General features: G+C 56.0%; 6 protein-coding genes. 5 read left to right on the top strand and 1 reads right to left on the bottom strand.

Annotation, left to right across the window (positions count from 1 at the left end; genetic code table 11):
- Positions 1-120: 120 nt before the first annotated feature.
- The 5 genes from HFP54_RS07950 (at position 121) to HFP54_RS07930 (ending at position 22808) form a co-directional block, all read left to right on the top strand.
- Positions 121-2763, top strand: coding sequence for an O-antigen ligase family protein (locus HFP54_RS07950; protein ID WP_168564662.1), 2643 nt, complete (start codon positions 121-123; stop codon positions 2761-2763).
- A 1201-nt stretch (positions 2764-3964) separates the two neighbouring features.
- A complete protein-coding gene (locus HFP54_RS07945) occupies positions 3965-19474 on the top strand; it encodes a beta strand repeat-containing protein (RefSeq protein ID WP_168564661.1) in 15510 nt (5169 codons plus the stop codon).
- A 128-nt stretch (positions 19475-19602) separates the two neighbouring features.
- Entirely contained in the window at positions 19603-20211 is a 609-nt protein-coding gene (locus tag HFP54_RS07940) for a PEP-CTERM sorting domain-containing protein (RefSeq protein WP_168564660.1), read from the top strand.
- A 20-nt stretch (positions 20212-20231) separates the two neighbouring features.
- Entirely contained in the window at positions 20232-21281 is a 1050-nt protein-coding gene (locus HFP54_RS07935; RefSeq protein WP_168564659.1) for a zinc metalloprotease, read from the top strand.
- A gap of 21 nt (positions 21282-21302) precedes the next feature.
- Positions 21303-22808 carry a tetratricopeptide repeat-containing sulfotransferase family protein gene (locus HFP54_RS07930; RefSeq protein WP_206036045.1) on the top strand — a complete coding sequence of 502 codons (1506 nt, stop codon included), beginning with the start codon at positions 21303-21305 and terminating at the stop codon, positions 22806-22808.
- Between the two features lie 402 nt (positions 22809-23210).
- Here HFP54_RS07930 and HFP54_RS07925 read toward each other — a convergent pair whose 3' ends face one another.
- A complete protein-coding gene (locus HFP54_RS07925; RefSeq protein ID WP_168564657.1) occupies positions 23211-25583 on the bottom strand; it encodes a DUF7309 domain-containing protein in 2373 nt (790 codons plus the stop codon).
- Positions 25584-25681: the final 98 nt, after the last annotated feature.

Raw genomic sequence — 25681 nt, 5'->3', positions numbered from 1 at the left:
GTTCCGGCATAGCAGGGGGGCGGGCTGGAGATGCGGTATTCTGAACAGATCGGGCGACGCCATCGACGCACTCAGGTCCATGATGCGGTACGCCCGCGAAGGCGGAAAGATTCACAAAGCATGTCAGACGAAAGCAAAGAAGCCTGGCGGATCACCGACCGTTGTGAAATGGTGACGGATGTTGCCCTTTGCGCGGCAATCGTGCTGTCGCCTTGGGCATTTGGCAGCACCGAGGGTGTGTCCCTTTTCATATTGATGTCGCTTGCGGCGGTGGCCTTGATGTCGTTTGCCGTCCGCCTTGTTTTCGGGACTCGTCCGGTTTGGAGGGCGTCCACCGCTGGTTGGTGTGTCGTCTTAGGTTTGCTGGTTTTGGCGTCGGTGGCCGGCATTCATCAAGTCAATCTGCCCCGTGGTTTCGTCCACTCCATGGCGCCAGGTGTCCAGCGGTGGTCGTTGCCGACGGAATCGAACACTGGCGTCCGTAACGCCGGGGCCGATTCGGCTGTTGACGGTTCAAGCACTGCTGATGCGTTGACCGGTGGGCAGGCCGGTTTGGAAGGTTGGTTCTTTGGGAACAAACTGGGGCTCAATGCCGGAGGCAGCTATCGGTTTGGGCTGCAGGTTTTGATGGCCGGCTGTTTGTTCGCAATCGTCAGTGCAGGGCGGCAACCGGCATTACGCCTGCGCCGCTTGGCGCTGGTCGGTTTGGGGATGGGGACCTGTCTAGCGGTTTTTGGGATCGCCCAGCACTTTGGGTCTCATGACGGGCTGGTGTATTGGGCATTTGAGGTTCCCGGTGGCCTTGGTTTTGGACCGTTCGTCAACCGAAATCATTTTCCGTTCTACATGAACCTCTGCTTGGGGCTGGGTGCGGGCCTTTTGATCGACAAGCTGGATGGCCTTGGTAAACACTGGTTGCGGGCCTTGTTCGGCGAGGCCAGTTTCAGCTGGCTGATCGCGGCACTGGCGTTCATGTTTGCCAGTCTTGTCATTTGCGTTTCGCGTGGCGGCGTCATGTCGGCGATCATCGCGGTCATGTTGGTGATGTTGGTTCGCCTGCGGCCGGCCAACGCGGTGCGAACCACCGTCATTGTTTTGGCGATCGGGATCCCGGTCAGTCTGTTGTTTGTTTGGGTCGGGTTCGATCTAGCCGAATCTCGATTGAACATGTTGGTGGAGACGGATCGATACACGCAGGACGGACGGTGGCACCTGTGGCGCGCTGCGTTGCAAAGCGTCGATGAATTCCCCTGGTTTGGATCCGGGGGCGAGACCTACCGCTATTGGGAAACCATCTATTCCCACGCGGATCCGCGGTGGCACAGCGGCACCATGCAGTCGTTGCGTGCGGACAACGAGTTTTTGGACGTGTTGTGCGAATACGGGCTGGTCGGACTGGCGGGATTGTTGCTTGCGACCGGAGGGTTGTTATGGGCCGTGTTGCGTGCCGCGCGTCGAAGCGGATTGGCGGCTGGGGCGGCCATCGGCGTGATCGCGGTGTTGATCCACAGTGTGGTGGATTTCGGATTGCGAGTACCCGCGACGGGATTGCTGGCGGTTTGTGTGGCCGCCCTGATGTGTTGCCAACCGGTCGTGGTCCGGAAGCCATCGCGTCGATCGCGTTCACGCCGCCGATACCAAATGATCCAGGATGGTGGTGACGGGGCGTCTTCGCATCAATCTTCGGAACGCGAGAGCCGGTCGTCGCAGGGGGCGATTCGGTCCGCAGCCGTTGACGCCGATGCTGATGTGAGTGATTCCCTTTTATCCAGACGCGATACCGTGATTCGCTACGCATTGGCGGTTTGGCTGGTGATCTTTGCCCTCTGGACAGTACGGGTGAATCGTCGTTACGCGGTAGCAGAACTTGCCAAGATTTCCGCATCCGATCAGATGCGGCGGGCGGACCAGGCATCGGCCGTTGCCCAAATGGGCGCAGCGGTTGACGCCGTCCCAGAGGATGTCGAATTGCGAATCGAATACGTTCGCACCATCCAGGCGGCTTCAGCGATGCGTTCGGATGCGACGATGCCGAAAAAATGGACGGAAGAGATTCTGTCACAAAGCCGAATCATTCAGCGGCTTTGTCCGTTGACGTGGCAGCCATCAGCTTGGTTGGCCCAGTATGGCGATGCTGATGATGCGGATCGCCACTTGCAGTATCTGGTTCGCGCCCGCCGGCTGCATCCTGGGCAACCCGACTTGGCCGTCTTGGCCGGCAGGGCGATGCAATCGGAAAAGGGCGTCACCGCGGCATTGGTTCATTATCGCGATTCGTTGACGTATTCCACCGAGCATCTGCAAGAAATCTTGCAGCGTTTGGACGGACAACTCGATGCATCGGAGCTGGTGAACCAAGTCTTGCCAACTGACCCTGTGGTGTTGTTAAGGGTCGCGCAAGTTGCACCCACCGTATCGGACCAATGGGAATCCGCGGTGTTCGCCGAAGCGGCTTTGTTGGCTGTCAAACGCCCCGAAGCACATGCCCGGGATCTCGACCGTGGCGAAACCGAGGCCCTTCGTTCCAGCGCACTGGAGATTCTGGGCCGCAACGACGAGGCCATTGATGCAATGCGAATGGCTTTGAACGAGGACCCCGAGCAGGTTCAGTGGCGTGTGCGTATGGCAACGTTGCTGCTGGCCGAAGATCGGTTGGATCAGGCGACTCGCGAGGTACGAATCGCACTGCAGTTGCGGCCCAGTGATCGAAGTGCCAAAGCGCTTCAACAAGAATTGGTTCGCCGCAAGTCGCTGCTTCCCTAGGCCGCTTTCAACCGCTGCGTGACTCGCACGCGATGGTACTTTGACGTTTGCCATTGCGCATCGAACCACAGGATTGCGCGGACCCGAAACGGACGGTTTGGCGGCCAAGCCGCTTCTGCGGGCAATGTGTCGCGGGCTGGCCGGGCGGGCATTCTGTTGCCGCCTCAGCATCCAATTGCGAGCTCCACAGTCGCGGTCGGAAGGGAGCATCTGCCGGCGAGGGTGGACTCCGGTTCATCGGTTCGTACGCGACGATAGTCTCCGGTGCAACGGCGAGAAACCTGCCACTGAAAATCCTCCCCGCAGGCGGGTGTGGAAGAGTCTTTGGGGGTCCCTCTGAAGATAATTGCGTTTCCGTTTTGTCGCGTTCCTCTGCGGAAATCATGCTGTGGATGAGTGACCAAGTCACCGCCAAGGGCTTGCCCGCTGTCATTCCATTTTGTCGAAAGCCTCAAGGTGGGGGGTGTGGCTTGCGTTCGGAACGCTTGCGGCTTTCGCATCCCAATTGTGCCGACGATCAGGGCACCCGAATGGCGTTTTCGTGAGTGCTTCGGAACGACCATCCGGTCGGATCATGCGGCCTTTTCGGGTCGCGTGTCTGCTCACCCGCGTTGGGCTGTCGATCGCTGTCGGATTCGCGATGCCGGGATGCGGGGGTACCGCGGCGTCGGCCAAGTCCGGCGATGGTGTCAGAATGACGTGTTTTGCGGGCTATTTCACGTTTTGGCTACATCGCAGCGGGAGATTTCCTGGGCTTGAAAGACGCTCGACGTTCGGTTGTCTCGAAAAGCGAACAATTCCACATTTGAGACCGTGTTGTCCCCTCTGGTGGTTGAGTTTTGCGAAAAAAATTTCGGTGAAGAAAACCATGGGGATGCCGTGAAATAGCCCAGATTTACGGTGTTTTTTCGCTATCCGGCTGTCGTCATCGTGACATTCGGGAAATCTTCGCATTCAAAAATGATTGCTAGGGGGGGTTGGGCTGACTATAACGCGTAGCTCCGGGGAACCCCCCTGCGGTGCCTTTGGGTTAATCCCTCAGGAGCCCCTCCGGTGATGAAGTGTTTGCAAAGTTGACACCTGTGATGCTCGCGACCCGTCGCCGAGCTTGATGACCCGCCGAATTCCCGCTTGATGGTTTGGGCAAAGAAGCAGCCTTAATCCGTTGGCGGAACACCCTTTGTTCTCGGAATCTGTCCCCATGATCCATCGATCCATGTTTCGAAACGCCTCGCGTCGCCAATCGGCAGCCACCCCGAATCAAGACCGCATTCATTCACAGGCCAGTCGGTGGGAAGCAAAGCGGGAGGCTCACCGCCAGCGTTGGGCCGAAAAACGTGCCGCGCGGATCGAGCGGTACCGCGATGCGTTTCGGGGTAGCTGGATTTATCGCGTCGGCTTGGGCCTGTTGGCGATTTGGAACGCCGTTGCCTCGCAGATGCCGTTTGAAATCACCCGCCGCAAGGCTCCGCTGGCGCCGTACATGATGATGGGCTTCCCCTTCATGATTCGCCGCAAGGATGGTGCTGCAAAGAAGAAAAAGAGCAAGTCCGCTGCAAAGCCACGATTTGCCAATTCACAGGCAGGGCAATTGCATGCCGAAGCATTGGAATCGCGTCAGTTGCTGGCGGCCAACGTGCTAGGCATTGACTTGAACCCCGGTTCCGACTCTGGCATTGCAGGTGACCAGAAGACGGAGGTCAGCGCGCCCTCGTTTGATGTCAGCTACAACAATTTCAACCCCAGTAATTCGATCGTCCTTCTGGACAGCACGGGGGCAATCACGGGAACGGCGGGATCAATCATTGGATCTTCCGGCGTTCTCCCTGTTGGGCCGGGTACAACCACGATCATGATGTCTGTGCCATTTCCGGCGGATGGGTCGTTTGACGTCGAAGCCGACTCAGCGCTGGTCTCGGGAACCAATGCCACGGTTGCGATCGAGTTTGACGACTCCGACCCCTCGTTGGTTTCGGCAACTTTCGACACAGCGACCATCAACGAAGACACCGCCACAACAGGGGCGATGCAGGTCACGCTGGATTTGACCTTCAGCGAGGCGATGGACACCACGGCCCCGGCGCCGACGATCGCTTTGATTGGCCCCGATGCCAATAGTGCTTTGTCGTTCAATTCGGGCAGTTGGTCGGTCGACGGTTTGACGTACAGCGCTGTCTACGACGTTACCGATGGAGACGACATCGATCCCGACGTCACGGTTGACGTGTCGGGAGTGTCCGACGAAGCGGGCAACGCTGTTGACCCGGTAACGGCGACCGGCGTCAGCACGGGTACCGTCATCGACACCGTCGCACCGTTGGCGCCGACCGTCGATTCGTTTTCGGATGACACGGGTGCCCCCGATGGCTTGACTAGCGACAGCACCATCACGATTGAGGGAACGGCTGAGCCGGGCGCGAGCGTTGAGGTCACGGTTGATGATGGCATCGGACCCGTGTTTGTTGGGACGGCCACAGCGAACTTGCTGGGTGACTACTCCGTCACGACCACGCCACTTGGCACTGGTTCCTACACGGCCACGGCGGTTGCGACCGACGTCAACGGAAATGTCAGTCCCGTTTCCGCGCCCGCTCTACCCTTCGACATCGACGTCGACGCACCTTCGGTGATTGGACTGACGCTGAGTGATACGTTCATCGATGACGATGACGTGATGGGACCTCCCGGAACGGTCGATCTTGTCATCACGTTCGACGAAGCGATGGATGTGGGAGTTCCTGTGACCGTCAGTAGCAATGTCGACGGCACAACGTTTCCCGCTTCGCTTCCCGCGGGTGTTTGGAGTGCGGGCAACACCGTCTATACGGTCACGATCCCGCTGAACGATGCCGACGAAGAAGTCGCCGATGTGACCTTTGACATTAGCGGTGCCCAAGACGTGGCGGGCAATACGATGGCCCCGGTCGTGGGACAGTCGACCGACACACCGTCGGCGGTCGACACCTTGACCGAGGAGGTCGACTTTACGATCAACGATTCGTCGCCGCAGGAAGACATCCTGCCCAGCACGACGCTCGTCAATGCGGAAGTGACCTTCACCGTCGACAACGACGCGGATTCGCCCACGGTCATCACCTATCAGGTCGGCATGGCCGGTGACACCGCGACCTACGGCGACGACTATCAGGTGGAAGGGGAACCTGCGGCGAACGGAACTGACGGCGGCGTACCCACCTTTACCGGCACGGTGACGATCCCGCAGGGTGATACCGAAATCAAGCTTGACATCAACATGCTGGGCGACCTGATCTGGGAAGGCGATGAAACCTTCACGGTCAAGATCGTCAGTGTTTCGTCGGGCGCGATGGACGTCTCGGCACCGCAAACGGTCACCATCGAAGATAACGAAGTCGGCGCCGAAGTCACATTGATGGCGATCGACAACGAAGCCGCCGAAACGTTCCAGTTCGAGATCGCCGACGATGCGATCAGCGGGAACCCCATTTTCAATTCGGACATTGTCGCCAATACAGGCGACGGATCGCAGGACCCGTTTGGTCCGGCTCCGAACGAGGTTTACGCGACCGACAGTCAGGTTGCCGGCGGTTTGCCCGATGGCGGCATGATTCCCGGGAATGCCTTCGGACCGGCCGCGATGCTGACTTACAACAACGCGGACAACGGCCCCAACGCGCGGGTCACTCCTGCCGGTACAACGCCGGATGTCTTCAATATTCCTGTCGTACCGGGTGATTACAGCGAGATTCACCTGTACGGTGCCGCAGTCGACGGAACGGCGCAAGTGAGCGTTCGGTTCTTCTATAACGATGCCGGTCCGGCCAGTGCCCAGCAGACCAATGTGTTTACACAGTGGAACATGCCGATCGCCGATACCGCCGATCTGTACACGATGATCGATGGCGTGCCGACTCGTGACGCCGGTAATACAGCGACCGGCGGTGGCAGTGTGGCCGTGTTCGGTTCGACCTTCGTCAACCCCGACCCCAGTCGCGAATTGGCTTACGTCGAAGTCAGCGTCAACACCAGCGACGCTGACAATGCTGGTGATGGCGGCGACTTTGCGTTCCTTGGCGCCAGTGGTGTGCAAGCCGCCGGCACGATGGGCATGTTCGCGGTCAAGTTGGACTTTGCAATCAATGATCCGTTGACCGTGGTACTGGATACGACCGTCGGCGATGCGATCAACGGTGTTGATTACACTTTGTCTTTGCCGGGCGCTGCTCCCGCGGCAACGTTTGATGATGCGGCACCTGTCGCTCTTGCAACGACACCTTTGACAGATGGGCCCTTGACGGCCTCGGTGGTCACCGGCCATTACGATATTTTTACAGGTGGTCCGTCCGGAAACTACTTCAATATCGACAACGTTACGTTCGGCGATTCGGTTGTTCGTTTTGATCGGGGTGGATTGCCTTTCGATCTAGATAGTATCGATTTCCTTTTCCCGGGTGAATCAGGCACGGTGACCTCGTCGACCGGCGCCGTTATGGCCGTGACGGGCGGATCGACCGCAAGCTTCTCGGGGCCTGATTGGGAAGGGATCACGTTCTTCGACGTGGCCCACGATCCAGGGGTATTCCTCGGCTTCGACAATATCGAGACGAGCAATTTGGGCTTGTCTGGTGGTCCGAGCGTCAGCGTTGTCGTTCCTGCAGGAGAGACTCAGGTCCCGATCAAGCTGACCGCGATCGAGGACATGATCATCGAGGGCGGCATTGTTGATAACTTTGGTACCGAAGACGCGACGCTGGAAATCGACAGTCGCAGCGTGACGGCCGGTCCGCTTCCGGATATCGGAACGCCCGACCAGGCGACCGTGACGATTCTGGATGACGACCAAGGTTTGGTCAGCATCGAAAAAATCAGCGATGCGGATGAAAACGGACCTCCCGCCAGCCTTGATCCGGTCTCCGGCGAATTCAAGGTCACGCTGAACAAGACGGACACCACGTCAACAGGTATGACGACCAGCAGCACCGACACCATCGTTGCGGTGGATATTGCCGGTGAGGCTGTGGTCGGAACCGACTACCAAACCAGCATCACTAGCACCGAAGCCAGTTCGCTCGGATCCGCACAGCGTGTCGACGGGTTCTGGTCGCTTCGGGAAGATGACGACATTTCGTTCGCCACCAGTCGGGCCCACAACACGGTTCGCGCTGAAACTACCGTCGCCGCGAAGCACTACTACGAGATCGTGCTGTACCAGCCCGGCAGGATCACAGCCGATATTGACTTGACTGACGGATTTAATTCGCACTTGCGAATCTTGCGTCCCAACGGCAGTGTCGTCGCAGCGAATAACAACACCAGCAACTCGACTGGCGCCGGCGGAAGCCAAGGCAGTGGAGTGCGTGACGCTTACGTGATGACATCCAGTCAGCCGGCCGGGCGCTACATCATCGAAGTCTCTCGATCGACCAAGGGTGCCACGAACACAGGTAGCCACAACAACAATGCGGGAAATCCGAGTAGCACCCAGAATCTCGCGATCGGTGATGAATACACCCTGAACATTTCCATCCAAAATCACTTGGAGGGTGTTCTCATTCCGGCCGGTCAGGAGATGACGACGTTTAATATCGATCCGATTGATGATTCGATCGTCGAAGGCGGAACGTCGGTTTCCTACGGTTCGGAAGATGTTGAATTCACGCTTTCGGCAATGACGACCCAGGCCGATCCGAATATCGACGTCGATGGCGGCAATGACACTGCCACGCTGGATATCGAAGACGACGACACCGCAACGCTGACAATTAGCACCGACAACGGGTTCGAGAACCCGCTGCCGACACCACCGAATACACCCGAGGATGGTGCGTTCACGTTCACGCTTAGTGAAGAAAGCAGCACCGATACCACGGTGAAGTTCCAAATCACGAACTTCCAAACCGCCGACAACAGCATCGATGCCACCTATGGGTTGGACTACACGCTGTCGGTCAGTAGCAATGGTTCGTACACATTCAATTCGACCACCGGCATGGGGACGATCACGATCCCGCAAGGAGAAACGGCAGTCGACTTGAACGTGGTGGTCGTCAATGACGACATCATTGAAGACGATGAAGACATTAACTTGGTATTGCTGCCCGGTCACGCCGACAGCGAATTCGATCCTGACATCACGGTATCCACCGGGCCGGAAACGGTCACGATCTTTGATGAAGACATTTCCGACGTCGCGATCAATGGAACCGCATTCGCAGTGGAGGGCGGCCAAAACGGTGTGTTCACCGTTTCGCTAGATTCGCCCAAGACCAGCGACACCGACACGATCGTGGAATTTCAGGTTGTTTCGGCGATGACTTCGCCGGCGGCGGACATTCCCCCGGCCGCCGAATTTGACATCCCGGTTGCCGGCGATGTCGTGTCCTACAATCCGACGACGGGGCTTGGTACCGTCCGGATCTCCGCATTCCAGCCGAGCGGCCAGATCGTCGTGGTTGCTGATGACGACTCGCTGCTAGAACCGACCGAACACATTAAGGTCGAGTTGACCGGCAATGTGACCGGCGATTCCAACATTGTCGATTTGAGTCCCGGGCAAGAAGCCGCCGAGATTCAGTTATTCGACAATGATCAGGCCTTCGTCAAAGTCGAAAACAATGGTGACGGCGACGAGAACGCCGCTGGCGCTCCAACCGACGGCCAATTCAAGTTTACCCTCGTCAATGCGGCCGGCGTTCCGGTGACCGCGGCGTTTGATATTGAGGTCAGCTACAGCCTGGTCAATCCTGCCACCACGGCAACGGCGGGTCCAATGGCTGACGGTTTCAACATCGATTATCAAACACTCGATGGGTCGGTGACAATCAATGCCGGCGACACGATGGCGTTTGAAGACGTCGTCGTGTTCGAAGACATCGTTAACGAATCGACCGAATATGTCGTGATCGGATTGACGGGTACTGATAGCAGCCAGGTGACTCCGGTCACGATGACCTCGATGAATACCGCCACGGTGGCGATCACCGATGACGATGTCGTCGAAGTCACGATTGTGGCCACTGACAACATGGCGAGAGAGGGCAACGACGATGGTCAGTACAAGCTTGAACTGAGCACTTACAGCGATGCACCGATCGTTGTCGATCTGGCCCAGATTACCGGTAACGGTCCCTATGTGGATGCCAGTACCTCCGATTACACGCTTTCCAGTTCGACCGTCACGTTTGCTCCCTTCGAATTGATGTCGGGGCCGGTCGATTTGAACGTGACCAATGACGCCGAGTTGGAAGAGTTCATCGAGCAGGTGGAATTGGGCGTTGATTCGATCGTTTCGTCGAATCCCGGTGTCAGTAGCGGTGGTAGTGCCACCGTCATTATCAAACCCGATCCGACGGTCAGCGTTCGTGCCAGCGACATGATGGGTACCGAGGAAGCGGATGATGCACAATTCATCGTCGAGCTTCCCCTGGTGCAGAACTCGGGCGGCCCGATTGCGGGTAACTACAACAAGGCCGATGGCGATCTGACGGTCGACTACTTGGTGCGAGGCACGGCAGTTGGCGGTGACGATTACACGGCGTTGTCGGGAAGTGTGGTCGTTCCGGCCGCTGACGGGTTCGCCTACATCGATGTCAGTATCATCAACGACCTGATCATCGAAGAAACGGAATCGGTGACCGTGACGCTGACCTCGGTAACCGCTGCCGACCCGAATGACGGCGATATCACCGTTCGTCGTGATCTTTATGCGGTTGAATCGAGCTCGTCCGACTTGTCAACCATCAACGTGGATGTCGGCGATGCCGTTCCAGATGGAACCGTCGGTTTGGTCGCCCCAATCACATTGAATGATGGTTCGACGATCGACGCGGGATTGGGGATCGATGTCGATCCGACCGATCAACAGGTCTACGCAGTGGTCGCGGTCAACGGGGAATCCGATCCTGTTCTGGTGACACTGGATGTTGCGACCGGTTGGGCTGAACGTGTGGGTTCGCTGAACCGCGACATTGTCAGTATCACGTTCGACAGCACCGGCAAGTTGTATGGCATTCAAGACAACGGCAAGGTTTACACGATCAACAAGTCAACCGCAGCGACTTCGGCTGCGACCGGCACCACATCATCGCTGGGCAGCTACGGTGTCGCGGTCAATGGTTCCGATATCGTTCACCGAGTCGGTGGTGATCTTCCTCCCGGATCTGGCTTGTTTGACGCGTTTGCCGGTGGTGCGATTACCGTTCTGGGTCCGGACAGCTTGGACGAAGCGACCGGCATGGAAGGTATCGAGGAAGGTAATTTCGCTGGCAATGGATTCTTGGTGGCTGACGAAGCGACCGGCTTGGCTCGGGTGGAGTTCAACACAGGAACTGCGGCCAATGATGTCAATGTCAACCAGTTCGCGGCCTACTCGGGTCTCGGCAGTGACCTGATCGAAGACATCGCCTTTGTCAACAGCACCGCCGCGGTGCTAATTAAGGACGATGACGCAGGAATTCTGAAAGTTGCGGCGAAGGACAAAGGGCATGATCGCCTGAACGACGCTGATACGGTGGACACAGGCTTTACGATCACACTGAGTACGGCGGAGACCAATCAAGTCACCACCTCCAGTACCGACACCACGTTCAAGTTCACCGTCGATGATACTGCGACGCCGTTCTTGGGCGATCAGCTTGAAAATTCATCCAGTGCATCCGGACAGGACATTGATACGTTCAACACGCTGACCGGAGGAGCCGATCATTGGAAGTTCAATGGTTCCGGTGTTCCCCACACGAAAGTCTTGGGGACCGGCGATGCGACCGATGATTTGTACACGTTCACTGTCCTAAACGATGGTGATTCGATCGAACTGAGTGTCTCTGGCGGCGGTAGCACCATGACACTGCTGGATTCCAGTTCGACCGTGCTTTCTTCGGGACCGTTCATCACGGGCAGTTTGGACGCCGGGGTCTACACCGTCAGCGTCAGTGCGAACAACGGTCAAAATTACACGCTGGATGTCGCCGTTGAAAACCATTTGATCGCCGACTACGAACTGACCGCTGACAATGCTGTCGGTTTGACGTCGCTGGGCGGCGGCATGTGGGAAGCAACCATTCCCGCCGACGAATCGTCGATCATGATCAACGTGGATGTCTTCAATGACACCCAGGTCGAAGGCGATGAAACAGTCACCCTGGGATTGAACGACGTTACCGGTGGCGATGCGGATATCTATCTGGGCGGATCCGCCTGGACGCTGCCGTTTGATGGCCAGGAGTTGGTGCTCATCAGCACTGCAACGGGTGAAACCATCCACAGTGTTCCCATCGATCCCGGCGTCGGTCAGTTGATTCTTTCCGGAAACGCGCTGGCCCAAGACCCGCTGACCGGCGACTTTTATGCCTCGCTTTCCGAGGATGCAATCGGCGGTGACGCGCTTTACATCATCGATAGCAACACCGGGCAAGCGACTCTGGTGGGTGTTCTCGGGGATCTGATCGATGCAATCGATTTCGATGCTGGATTTGGCTCGCTGTACGGTGTCGGCGATGATTTGGCCAGCGGCAACAATGCTCTGTTCTTCATCAATCCTTTGGACGCGTCGAACTTTGTCGCAACCACAATTAGCCCGTCCACGCTGTCGACGGGGCTCGCGTACAATGATGATGACGGTTTGCTTTATCACCTTTGGGGCAGCGACAATCCAACGGGCTTCACTTTCTTAGAGACCATCGATCCGTTCTCCTTGGCCCAGGTGAATATTCCTTTGGTCGGAAGCAGTTCACCCATTTTGCCAATTCCAACTGGTGCGGCGCCCGAAGGATTCGCCTATGAAGGCAACGGAGTCTTCAAGTTCATCGACACGTTTGACAACCTGTACAGCCTGACGCTGGTAAATACTGGTAGCGGTGTTCAGGGCGTGGTCGAGTTCATTGCCGTAACCGAGCGATTTGAGAGTTCGGAAGGCATGGTGATTGTCGCGCCGATGATGACCGAAGCCACGGCGGTGATCTGTGACCATGACGAAGCCGAGGTGTATGTCAGCAGCGACAACACATTGGCCGAAGCATCAGTGGATCCAGCCCACGAGGGAAACCCGACGACCAAGCACAAAGACATCGTCGTCAGCTTGCGAGATGCCAATGGGGTCCCGGTGACCAGCCAGACCCCGACCTTGGTTGACTACACCTATAAAGCCTCCAGCACGGCGACCAACGGTTCGGACTTTGCGACACTGGATGGTGACGTTTTGATTCCAGCGGGCCAGAGTTCTCAAACTCTTGAGAACACTTTGGACGACATGCTTGATTCTGATCCGGCAGTGAATTCGTTGCCGTCCGTATTCGTTTTCAACGACGCATTTCTTGAGGGTGACGAAACCGCAGAAATCGGATTGGACGATGTCGCCGCTGGCGATGATGACATCAGCATCGTCGCGTCCAACGCCGACATGGAAGATATGGGCGTCGTGCTGATCAAGGACAACGAAACGGCATCCGTTTCGTTCACCGCCAGCGACGACTTGGCCAAAGAACGAGACGGTAGTGACGACGAGCCTTTGAATCCCGGGGCTTTCACGTTCAACCTGGACAAGACCAGCAGCACCGATACCACAGTGGCCTTCATGGTCGACGCATCGATGTCCGATGCGGAAGCGACTGACTACAGTTTCTCCGCCAACCCGGCCAATAATCTGACCGACCTGGGTGGAGGCATCTGGGCCATCACGATTCCCGCCAACCAATTCTCCGCCACGGTCATGTTGGACGTGGTTGAAGATGAGTTGATCGAATTGGACGAAGACGTGACGATCAAAGTCACCAACGTCTTGTCGGCAAGTAACGCCACGATCGGATTCGATCCTTCCGAGCGTGAGACGGTTACGATCTATGACGATGACATCGGCAAGGTGATCATCGAGAACGTCGGCAATGCGGTTGAATCGACCCAGCCTGGCACATCACCAGGCATCGACGGGCGGTTCAAGATCTCGATCGTCGATCCGATCACGGGTGATTTTGTCGAGAGCGAAACACCGACCACCGTTCGCGTTTTGTTGGACGAATCAATTCCAGACGCTGCTACGTTCAGTGTCACAACAGGAACCAACGATGGCGACTATACGATCGACAACTTTGTCACACCGACATCTGGGCCCCGGTACATCGATTTGACGTTTGATCCGGGAGACACAATGTTGTTCCTGGATGTCGAACTGATCGAAGAAACTCCGCCACTGGACATGGGTGACGAGTTCGTCAAGTTGACCCTTGATCCGACCTACGGCGTTGCCACTGATACTCGTCCCGATGACGGTGTCGTCGGCGATAATCAGATTCTGCTCGATGCGATGCCCGGTGGCGGGGTGATCGTTGGAAACGATCCTGACTTTGTGTTCGCTGTGGATGTGTCAGGAAGCACGTCTGGCGGCATCCTGGCCGCGGAGAAGGCGGCTTTGATCGCCTTGAACAATCAGTTAATCACTGACGGATTTGGGGCCAACGCCCGAGTGTCGGTTGTGCCCTTCACATCCAGTGCGAGTGCGATAGACATGGAACCCGGTACTCCAGGATTCCAGTATTTTACGTCGCCGACGACCGATAGTGATATGAACGGCACCAATGACGTTGAGCAGGTAATCAATGCATTATCAGCTGGTGGTAGTACCAGTTTCGAAAGCGCCCTACAGGAAGTAGTTGATATCTTCCAGAATCATCTTCCGGGGACAACGTCGGCAAACGGTAACGTTGTTTTTGTTTCGGACGGTTTTGGTGGTTCTGGTTTCACTGATGAGGTGGCCACGCTTCAGGGATTGGCGGACAACATTCGTGCCTTCGGCGTGGGCTCGGGGTCCAGTCTAAGCAGTTTGCAATTGATCGACTCGGGGGCGATTCAAGTCACCAATCCGAATGACTTGGTGAATGCGATCACCGTTGGTAGCGGCGGCGGTATGACTGGCGGTGGCGGCGAACTCGTCTATACCTTCGACCCTGCCAGCGGTTGCCCCGACATCATTGTTGACGGCATGGGCATGAACATGGCGACGGTGACGATCATCGACGAAGAGTTCAAGATCAACATCAACGCCAATGACCAGAACGCCAGCGAACCAGGCACTTTGCCACTGGTTCCGGGCGACAACGGTCAATTCACCATCAGCATCTCAAACCCGTGGCAGTTCGGCGACACGATCGTCAACTACACCGTTACCGGAACCGCCACGACAGCGAGTGATGCCTCGGGTGCCTTGAACCCGGCCGACTACGCCGATCTGGACGGCTACGATCCTTCCAACCCCGACTTCGTCAGCGTCAGCATTGATGGTCAGGCGGTCATTCCCGCCGGCGCCAGTTCGGTGCTGTTGGACGTGACGGTGATCGACGACCTGCTGATCGAGCTAGATCCGGAAACTGTTGTGGTGACGTTGACCGGGTTGGATGACGAATCGACCACCGGTTCGGGCAATGTCGAAAATGTCTCCAGCGTCGGTGTTCGAATGCTGGGCAACGTCCTAAGCGACACAGTCAATATCTTCGATAACGACGGTGCGGTCGCGAACGCTTCGGTCAGCGATGCGGATGCCAACGAGCCGAACAGTCCCGGCGACAACGGTCAGTTCATGGTGACGCTAGAAAATGGCGGTTCACCGATCACCAGCATCAGCAATACCACCGTTGAATTCATGATCGGTGGCGATGCCGCCGACGGAGCTTTGGGTGCGGGAGACTATGATCCCGCCGGTGCCGACTTTACGCTTGCTCTGGATCCGACGACCAGCGGTGCAGGCTACGCGTTGACCTACAACCCAGCCACCAACAAGGGGTTGGTGACGATTCCCGCCGGGGAATCCACGGTCAAGATCAACGTCGTCACGTTGAACGACTATGTCTTGGAAGACGACGAAACGGTGACACTGACACCGATCGATATCACGTCGGGCGAACCTGGAATCTCAGCCTCCAACGTGACATCAAGTGCTGTCACCATCGAAGACACCGACGTCGGCATGGTTGAATTCGTGGCATTGGATCCGACGGGCAACGAGCCGGGCGGATTGAATCCCGACGCGGCGTTCCGTGTCTACCTGGTGGACGCGAACAACCCGAGCCAACGATTGGCCAGCGACACCGCGACGGATGTCACATACGATGTGCTTGGAACGAGTACCGCCACGGCCGCAGCGGATTACGTAACGCTAAGCGAAATGGTGACCATTCCGGCGTTCGTGCCGACGTCCGGTCAGCCAGTTCCTGACTTCACGTTGGGTAGCGGAGACGGCGAAGCCATCATTGGCGTTCACGTCCTGGATGACCCTGAGTTGGAGCCGACCGAAACGGTGAATGCTGTTCTGGGCACCGCTGTCGGCGATGCTGATATCAGCCCAAGCACGACAGTGACCAGTGGTACGGTCAGCATCATCGACAACGACACCGCGTTGGTGTCGATCAAGAGTGACACCGCCGGTGCAGACGATGATGCATCCGAAACTGACCCTGAAGGTCAAAACGACGGCAAGTTCGAAGTGTTCTTGAGTGCCCCGAGTGCGACACCCACGGTGGTTACTTACACCGTGAACACCGGAGTGTTTGACGCGTTCTACTTTGACGATTACCTATTGTCCGGTGGCCCGGCCACTGCACCGATTCAACCGGGGTCGTTCACGGGGACGATAACGATTGGTGCCGGCGATATCTCTGGCATCATTGACTTGTCGGTGCTCGACGACAACGTGCTGGAGTCCGATGAAGATGTGACGGTTGAAGTGACCTCCACCAGCAACCCCAATATCACACCGGATGTGACGATGGATACGGCGACGATTACGATCAAGGACAATGATCTGCCCACTTTCACCGTCATGGATGCCATGGCTGATGAAGATGACGGAACGATCACGTTCACCATCAAACTGGACCAGCCGATCGATCAGGACGTCGACGTGTTCCTGACTTTCCCGGGCAGCGGATCCGACACGGCAACGGGGGCTTCGGCACCGCTGGATAACACGGTTTCGGATCAGGACTACGTCAATACCAATACCGGACTGGTCAATTTCCCGGCCAATGGTAGTGGATCCGATCTGGTTCGAACGATCAGTGTCCCGATCAACGACGATAACTGGGTTGAACGAGACGAAACGTTCACCGCTCAGCTGGTCGTCGATGGTGGTTCATTGGCAAATCCAACTGCCGGATTGCCGATCTTCATCGACAACGGCGTTGGGACAATCAAGGACAACGACACTGCAACGTTCACGATCTTTGCCAAGGGCAGCAATCCGAGTGACGACGCGGATCCAACTGTGACAGAAGGTACCGATTCGCCGAATCCGTATAACAACGGATCCCCAACGACACCGGTCGAATTCGAGGTGGAACTGTCCAACCCCATTGATACTGATGTCGATGTGGAAGTTAGCTTCGGTGGTGGAACGGCAACTGGAGCTAACTTTAGCTCCAACGGTTCTGGAACCAGTATCAGTAGCGGATCGGCGTCCTTCGGCACGGATTATGACAACGGATCTAAAACGATCACCTTCACATCAGGACAGTTTGGTGCCGGTGATCGTAAGGAAATCGACGTCGCTGTCATTCAAGATTTGATCGTTGAAGGTGGTACCACCACGGTCTTGCCGGCGTTTGGTTCCGAGACGTTTGTCGCATCGTTGACGCCGGATGCGGGTGATCTGGGATCCCGCAGTTCCGACGCTACCGACGATTCAACCGCAACGATCACGGACGACGACGAAGCTGTCATTTCGGTGGACGCCAGTGATGAAGAAGCATCCGAGGACGGTGACACGCCCGACTTTGAGGACGCTTCGTTTACCATCACGCAAAGCAATCCCAGTCAGTCGAAATCAGTGGTCAAGTTCACCTTGACCGGCGACGCGGTGTTGAATGACGACTACCAGATTTCGGCACCTCCGGCCAACAATCTGACCCCTCTGGGTGGCGGAATGTACAGCGTGGAGATTCCCGGCAGTACCAGCTCGTCAAACACCTCGGTTCTGATCACCGTGGAAGCACTCAACAACACCGTTCTGAATGAGAACAGTGTCGTTGTTAACCTGCTGGAAGACGATGAATTCGTCACGATGACCCTGGATACGACGCTGATCTCGGCTGATCCGCAGGTCACCGTTGGCACCGACGTTGAAGACACGGTTCGCATCAACGACGGCGACGCAGCGACCGTCAAGGTCAGCAGTGATGCCGCCGATGGTGGCAATCCGGTTGCGACGGAGTCAGGGACGAACGCGAAGTTTGTGTTCTTCCTAAATGATGACACTGGTCCGGCGGCCAGCGATAGCGATACGTTGATCGAATTCTCGGTCCCAACCTCGGGTCCGGGAATTGCCTCTCCCACGATGGATTACAACTTCACCGGTGCGGATCTGGTGTCGTTCAACCCGGCACTTGGCACGGGAGTCGTCCGCATCGATGCAAATACATCGACCGGCGAATTGACACTAGTGGCAGTGAACGATACCGCAGTTGAGTCCACCGAGACCTTGACGTTGACGATCACTGATGTGATTAGCAACGCCGACATCGATGTGGATCCAGCGATGCCGTCCGCGGATGCAGAAATTCAGGACGATGGCGATGGAATCTTCGTCACTCTGAAGGCAACCGATCCGGATGCGAGCGAACCTGACGATGCTGGTGAATTCACCGTCCAGTTGGTGGATGGCAATATGATGCCGATCACTAACACCACGGGGGCGGCCATTGAGATCTTGCTGGATACGATTCTGGTTGATCCCGATCCGAACGATGCAACGCCGATTGCTACACCATCCCTTGACTATGACGCGTTGCCAACGTCGGTCACAATCAACCCAGGTGAAGGGTCTTCGGTGATTACCGTTGATGTCAACAACGACGATAATGATCCGACACCCGAACCCGATGAACTGGTGATCTATCGCATCAATCCAGCGACGACGGATGCGACGATCGTTGCCGGGATGGATCAGGATGTTGTCACCATCGCGGACGACGATGCCCCGCTTTCGGTCACAAGCATCGAAGTCAATAACCCGATTTGGAGTCAGGGATTCCGCGATGAGGCCAATGATCCCACCGGAGCGACAACGGGCACCACTGGATATGTCCTGCCCGACGATGGCGGACAAAACGCTCCGCTGCCATGGGTGAATATCACCGAGATGACGGTGGAGTTCAGTGACAACATTGATCCGCTTTCGGTGCCCGGACAAGTCAGCTTCAATTCCGTGCTGACCGTACCGACGTTCACAACGTCGGTCAGTGGAAACCGATTGAGGATCCAGTTTACTGAGCCACTTGATCGTGACGCATTCCAGTTGGTGCTGGGTGATGGCATCAAGAGCACCGGAGATGTCCTGCTTGACGGCGAATATGCGACTGGAAGCGGGTTGGACAATTCCGGTAACGGAACTCCCGGCGGCGACTTGGTGTTCTCGTTCCGCGTCAATCCAGGGGATGTCAACCAATCGGGGACCGTTGCGGTGGACGATGTCCTGGCAGAAACAGCGCGACTGTTCCGCGACACTTCGGATTCCGATTACTTCGCTTTTGCCGATATTAACGGGTCTGGCACGATCGCAATTGACGACGTCCTGGAAACCACTCCTCGCCTGTTCGATGCCGTACCTGCGGCGTTCCCGGGTTCGCTGAGCGGTTCGTCGGTCAGCCCATTGCTGGCTTCCAGCAGTTCAGCAAGCTCCGTTGACCAAGCCATGGCAGACATGGACGAAGATGACACGGCTTCTGACGATCTGATGGAAGGATTGTTTTAGAAATCGTTGACTCAATGAATTGACGCACCCCCAAGACGATGTAGTCTGTGGGGGTGTTGATCCCACTCGATGGACTTCCCGCCTCTCCCCCAAAACGCACGGTTTACCATTTTCGGAAGGAATTTCTTATGATTCGACAGCTTCGGTTTATTGCCCCCATCGTGGCAATGGTGATGGCATCTCCATGTTTTGCGGCGTACACGGTGGCGCTCAAAACGTACAACTCTGGTGGAGGCGAAACCAGCGTTTTCGCCCTGGGCGACGTTGTAACCGTCAGCTTGGTGGCTGAAGATACATCTGGTAGTTTCACAGGCCTGGCGTCGACCAGCGCATCTATTCTGGCGACGACCACCGATGCGGATGACTATTCCAACGTGACTTACAATGCCGCGCTTGGATCGGGTCTCACGATTGACGGACCACCATTAGGATTTGATAACCCAGGACTGATTGATGGTGCTTCGTTTGGTACCTCTGGAGCAGCAGTCGATCTTGCCAACCCTGTCGAAGTGTTCTCGTTCGATTTCACTTTTGACGGGCCCGGTGATACAACGATTCGGCTCACCGACTTTATCCTTACTGACGTTACCGGGGCTGATATCGGGTTTGAAGCTGCGGGTAGTATCACGTCGGCAACAGTGACGGCGGTACCCGAGCCGACCACATTTGCCGTCCTCGGATTATTGAGTGCTGGCGCCGGTGTTCGTTCCTATCGACGCCGGAAACTTCGTCAGTAGCGTTACGGCGAATTTACTGAATGCACGACAAAGCTGAGGGGCCACGAGGCCCTTCAGCTTTTCTCAATGATTGGGGAGGTCGAATGATCAGGGTTAACCTACTTGTCACTCTGTTTTTCATTCCTCTCGCAAGTGCGTCGGGGGGCGTGGTGGATTTTTTGCAGGCGCGTTGGGATGCAGCACCTCGAATCATCGACGGTGATGAACGATCGCTGGACGGAGGTATTCGGTACAGTGTTAGCGGCGGATCGTATGAAGCTTTTCGTGATTCGTTCACTTGGGCTGTTGTCCCTGACGTCATCACATTTCAGAACGCCATTAATGACTCGTTCTCCGCTTGGACGGCTGTCGACCCGGTAAGTGGGCTGCATACCGACATCTCGTTTCTTGCTGATTTTGAAACTCCGGTCGCCACGCTTGGCGGCTTCGGACGGTTAGATCCCAGGGGGGCCGAGATTGATCTTATCGCCAGCAATTCGGGGCAGGCTGGTTACCGGGCACTGACGGCTGTTTCGCGAATAGGAATGCCAGTCGCGTTGACTTCTGGTGTCGAAGATTACCAACCGTCCGCTGCCATCGGTGGAGTCGATTTGCATCTGAACAACCACCCCAGTACGCCCTACACAATCGACATCTTCCGAAGGTTATTGACCCACGAGATTGGTCATGCCATCGGTCTGGGGGACGTGGATTTTGGTGGCGCGTTTATCGACGACAATTACGACCCCGATGATCCTTTGCAAACGCTCACAAACTCATGGGCACTTCTTGTCGACCCCTTTGATCCCGTGGGATCAATCGGCCTCGGCGTCTTCGATGTACCGTCTACCGATTTGCAAACCTATGGTGTTGATATCTTGATGGAGTCCAATGGGTTGGGGATTGGGCCGACCAATCCAATTAGTGAACGGTTTCCATTGCGAAACGACGACTATGCAATGCGCCAATTCCTGTATCCTGTAGTGGCTGTCCCCGAGTCCAGATGCTGGCTGATTGTTTATGTGATTCAGATGCTGCTGATTCGCTTGTGGTGGTGGCGCCGACCCAGTACGATTTTCAGTAGTTCATAAGGTCGGTGAAGTTCTATCGGGGTGGATTTGGCGATGCCGTCGGAGTTACCGATTCATCGTTTGGCGGATGGCGAACGAATTCGCTTGGGTCGAATGTTGCGGGGTAGGGGGCGTTCGCGCGACGCAGAACATGCTTTTCAGGCGGTTTTGCAGAGTGATGCGGACAATCCTTATGCTTTGCTTGGGCTTGGCCAGGCTCGCTTGGACCAATTGGATGCTGACGGTGCAATTGGCCCTATAGAAAAGGCTGCAAAGCGGTTGCGGGACTGCCTGGATGTTCATCATTCGCTTGCGGTTGCCTATGGAATTTGCGGTGATCACGAACGTTCGTCTTGGCATTTCGGTCAGGCCTTAAGGATCTCCCCCTATGACCCTGCGGTGATTCTGGACTATTCGAAATCACGGCGATTCAGTGAACATGATGGGTTGTTGGAGAGGATCGACAGATCACTACGGGCTACAGGTTTAGCGAGAAAGCAAATAACCGGATTGCACTTTGCGGCTGGAAAAGTCCTGGACGATCTTGGTTCGTACGATAATGCGTGGTCCCGATTTCGCATTGCCAATGAGAGTGTCATCGGTCGCTTCTCAGTAGAATGGTGGGAGAAGGTTGTTCACGAGTCCATTGCATTTTTTGATGCGTTTAAGATGGAAGATCTCCAAGCGAAAGCGGCATCCACTCCTGGGATCATTTTCGTGTTTGGTTCTCCGCGATCGGGAACAACCTTGATTGATCAGATCTTATCCAGTCATCCATGTGTAGACGGTGTCGGCGAAAAGTCCACTTTAAGCCAGGTGGCGGCACGGATGGTTAAAGAACTGAGTTCGAAGGAGCGGTTTCCGCAGTGTATGAACCGGTTGACCGGCATGCAGGTCTCTGAACTTGCTGAATGGTATTGCAAGCAAGTGTTTTCGAATGATATGAGTCTAGAGTGCAAGGTTTGTGACAAGACGCCAAGTAATTTTTTTTACGTCGGTCTGATAAACGCGATTTTTCAGAATGCCAGTTTGGTGCATTGTCGTCGAAATGCTTTGGATACAATTCTTTCTTGCTATTTTACGTACTTTCGAAGCGGGCAAGAGTACAGCTATGATTTATCGGATCTTGCAAACTATTACGCAGGGTATCAGCGTTTGACACGGCATTGGGAGTCCGTCTCTGCAGCAAAAATTTATGCCGTTCAATATGAGAAACTTGTAGTGGACCAGGAAGCAGTGACCTCGGATTTGTTGCAGGATTTGGGACTGCCGTGGCATGCGGGGTGTCTTTCGTTTCATCAAACGCGACGTACGGTTGCAACGGCCAGTTGTTGGCAAGTACGCCAACCGCTCTACCATCATTCAATTGATCGCTGGAAGAACTACGAAAAATTTCTGGATCCTTTGGTCGATGCCTTAGATCGATTGGGGGTGCATTGGGATTCGTATTCTCGAACGGATGAACCGCATCCGATTGACTCTGCGAGATCGAAACGCCATGGCCGTCACGCCAATAAGAGGATCACGCGAGGAAGAGATCTTGGTTAGCAGTCGAGAAGATCGATTTCGAAACGGTAGTGATGTTGCGCTCGTCAAGAGTTTTCAAATGCCATGCAGGTCTCGATTCCAGGATTACGATGGAGTTGAATAGTCAATCTGTCCGGCGGCACTGCTCCATCTCAGAGCGATCGTCCGGATGGTTGTGCGAATTTGAAAGCCAGTTCTAGCGTTGGTGTTGATTTGATTGCCATACCTCCCAGCCCAGAAATTCGTGGCCGATTATGACAAACTTTCCAGGTGAGCAGGTCAGTCAAGAAATCCATTTTTCAATCTGGAAAAATGCTGGCCGCCTCGGGGGAATCGCTATCCGAGAGGTCTCGGGAAGGGGCTCTGGATGGTGGCGACTGCCCCGTCCCTGACGCGTCACGGCTTAGGATGGCAATCGAGCGGCTAAAGCCGGCCGTAGTGAAGCCCGACTGAGGGATCCGGGGTCTGATCGGCCAGGTATGCCGGCAACGTGCGGAGGACTCGGGTCAGGTAGAGGAGTTCGTCCGCCGAATCGGGGCACTGATAACGGGGGCCTTGGGAATCGGCCGCGATTTGTGTGATCAGTGGGTATGCCTGGGGTGCGGCTAACGACCATCCATATCGTTCCAGGTTCCAAGCATCAACAGGAATGCAGTCTCGGGCTTCACCGTAATTCACCGCCAAACCGCGAATCGTGGTGGGATCCAAGCTTTCAAACAATGCCCGTGCGGCGGACTCGTCGTCAAAGATATTGATTCCAAATTCTTGGCCCATTTGTCCCATCACACTGGCGACTCGATTGCTCGCGCCAGGGGTGCTGTCATCATAGACCGTGATCAGCGTGTCGCCGGGGACCGAATGCCATGGCTTGGCGAGATAAAAATCGGCCGCGGCATCATAAAGATCGGCAAGCTGGTCATGCGTGATTCCATCGATCTTGACCAAGGGCCGAGACACGGGGCTTTGGGCCAGCAGCATGTCCCCGACCATCTCGGTAAACAGCTGTTCCAGACGATCGTCACCGACCATCATCCAATCATCGTTCTCGCCAATACAGGGCGGTGCACACGAAGGCGCAAACACGATGGAGGCCGGTCGACCAGGAGAGCCCACTTTGGGTTGACGCATGGTTTGCAAAAGCAAGCCGAACGCTTCGTGGTCACTGGCCTCCGTCATGGACAAATCAAAGCCGACGATGGTTCCGTCGTCATTGTTGATGACGATACCCGTTCGACCACGCTCGGAACCCGATCCATGTTGGATGAACAGAGGCGGTGAAAAGATACCGACCAGCCACTGTTGGTCTTCGCCACGTAGAGGCAAATCACTGGATTGCCGCCGCAGATCGTCCAGCGATAAATTGGAAAGGTTGGCATCGTCGTCAGTCGCGTCGCCCGGCAGTGCATCGCCATGCTGATTGAAATCGTCCAGCATCATCGTTGCGACCTGTTGCAACATGCCTTTGATGCTGTATTTCGCGATGACGTTGTGAGGTTCGTGGACACAAGCGATGTCCAGTTTTCCGGAAATGGCTTTTAGATTATTGCAATCAGTTTTCGTGCTGAAGATCAATTCAGCGGGCCGTCCCGACTGCCCCAAAACCGGATCGACAATGCCACGCAGAAGGACTTCACGCAGCAACGCCGGTTTCGGTTTGTTTTGAAAGACCTGGCAGGACCTTAGCGAACCTTCGTCGTCCGGACTGTCATTCATCAAAACGGCCACGTAGTGAATGCCCGCATCGTTACAGCGTTTGTCTTTGACCGGGCCGTGCAGCAGACGCCACGATTGCTTTGATGCGGCGGCGCGTTTGGCTTCGTCGGTCAGTTCCGCCAGCATGCGTTTGGATAATGGCGTGTCTGATGTCAATGCATCGGACGAATCGTCGGGATTCGACGGTCCAGCAAAATCTGGAAAGACGTCGGCCAATGTTTGATGGACCCAGTCAACTGCGCCTTGGGTTATGTTCATCGCGTACTGCAAACATTCTGCCGTCAGATTCGTCACTTCATCCTCGGATTCAACGGACGAAGGATCGATCCACTGAATCGCGACATCGGGCAACAAAGCATTCGCGGCCTTCAGCAACGCACGACCGCGGCGCGTGTCGCCGGCACGGCGATACTCCAGCAGTGCTTGAGCGTACATGACCATGGGGAACGGATCCGGATCAATGTCCTGCAAGACTCCGGAGAGTTCTTGATCACGATCCAGCCGCAACAGGGCCTCGATCAGCATGACGATCGCGGTGGGTGCGGACTCATAGTCTTCGTTGACCACCGGAAGCAGCACTTCGCAGACGTCGTCCAATTTCATGGCGTCGGACAATCGCTGTGCCATCTCGACACGATAGCCCGGCATCACGGTGGCGACGGTTTCTGTGTCATGATGCCGGGTGGCATCACAGGCATCGCGAAAGTGCCGACATGCTTGTTTGATTTCATCGCAGTACATGCCGGCGATGTAATGCAATTCGACGCTGTTCGGCGAAGCCTTGATTTGATCGGTCAAGAAGGCGTACAGCTGGTCTGCGTCCTCGATCTCGTCACGAGCTTGAAGCATCGCTTCGGCGACTTGCGGATCGCTGAGCGGCATTTCCGGCTCACTGGAGTCAACCAACGCACCGGTGTCGATTCCGTCGAACACTTCGATCAGTTCACGCAGCATTTCGTCATCGCCTTGCTCCGATTGCTGCACAGCGGTTTGAATCACTTTGCGAAGCTGCGGCGGTGCGTCATCCAGTCCACCAGGAAACTGGCTCATCAATCGATTGAGAAGTGTTTGATGCTTGGGCATTTCAAATCTTCCGTGCGTGAAATGTTTCGATGCCCCATCACCATAGCAAAAGGGTGGACGTATCGTTGGACGTATCCCGTTTGCCGGACTTCTTGTTT

It is taken from the genome of Crateriforma spongiae, assembly GCF_012290005.1.
Lineage (GTDB): Bacteria > Planctomycetota > Planctomycetia > Pirellulales > Pirellulaceae > Crateriforma > Crateriforma spongiae.
This window is presented reverse-complemented; position numbering and strand designations above follow the sequence as displayed.

What these genes read in the sequence shown, in the direction of transcription:
- HFP54_RS07945 (WP_168564661.1), top strand. Translation starts at nt 3,965, where the DNA reads ATGATCCATCGATCCATGTTTCGAAACGCCTCGCGTCGCCAATCGGCA.
- HFP54_RS07950 (WP_168564662.1), top strand. Translation starts at nt 121, where the DNA reads ATGTCAGACGAAAGCAAAGAAGCCTGGCGGATCACCGACCGTTGTGAA.
- HFP54_RS07935 (WP_168564659.1), top strand. Translation starts at nt 20,232, where the DNA reads ATGCACGACAAAGCTGAGGGGCCACGAGGCCCTTCAGCTTTTCTCAAT.
- HFP54_RS07925 (WP_168564657.1), bottom strand. Translation starts at nt 25,583, where the DNA reads ATGCCCAAGCATCAAACACTTCTCAATCGATTGATGAGCCAGTTTCCT.
- HFP54_RS07940 (WP_168564660.1), top strand. Translation starts at nt 19,603, where the DNA reads ATGATTCGACAGCTTCGGTTTATTGCCCCCATCGTGGCAATGGTGATG.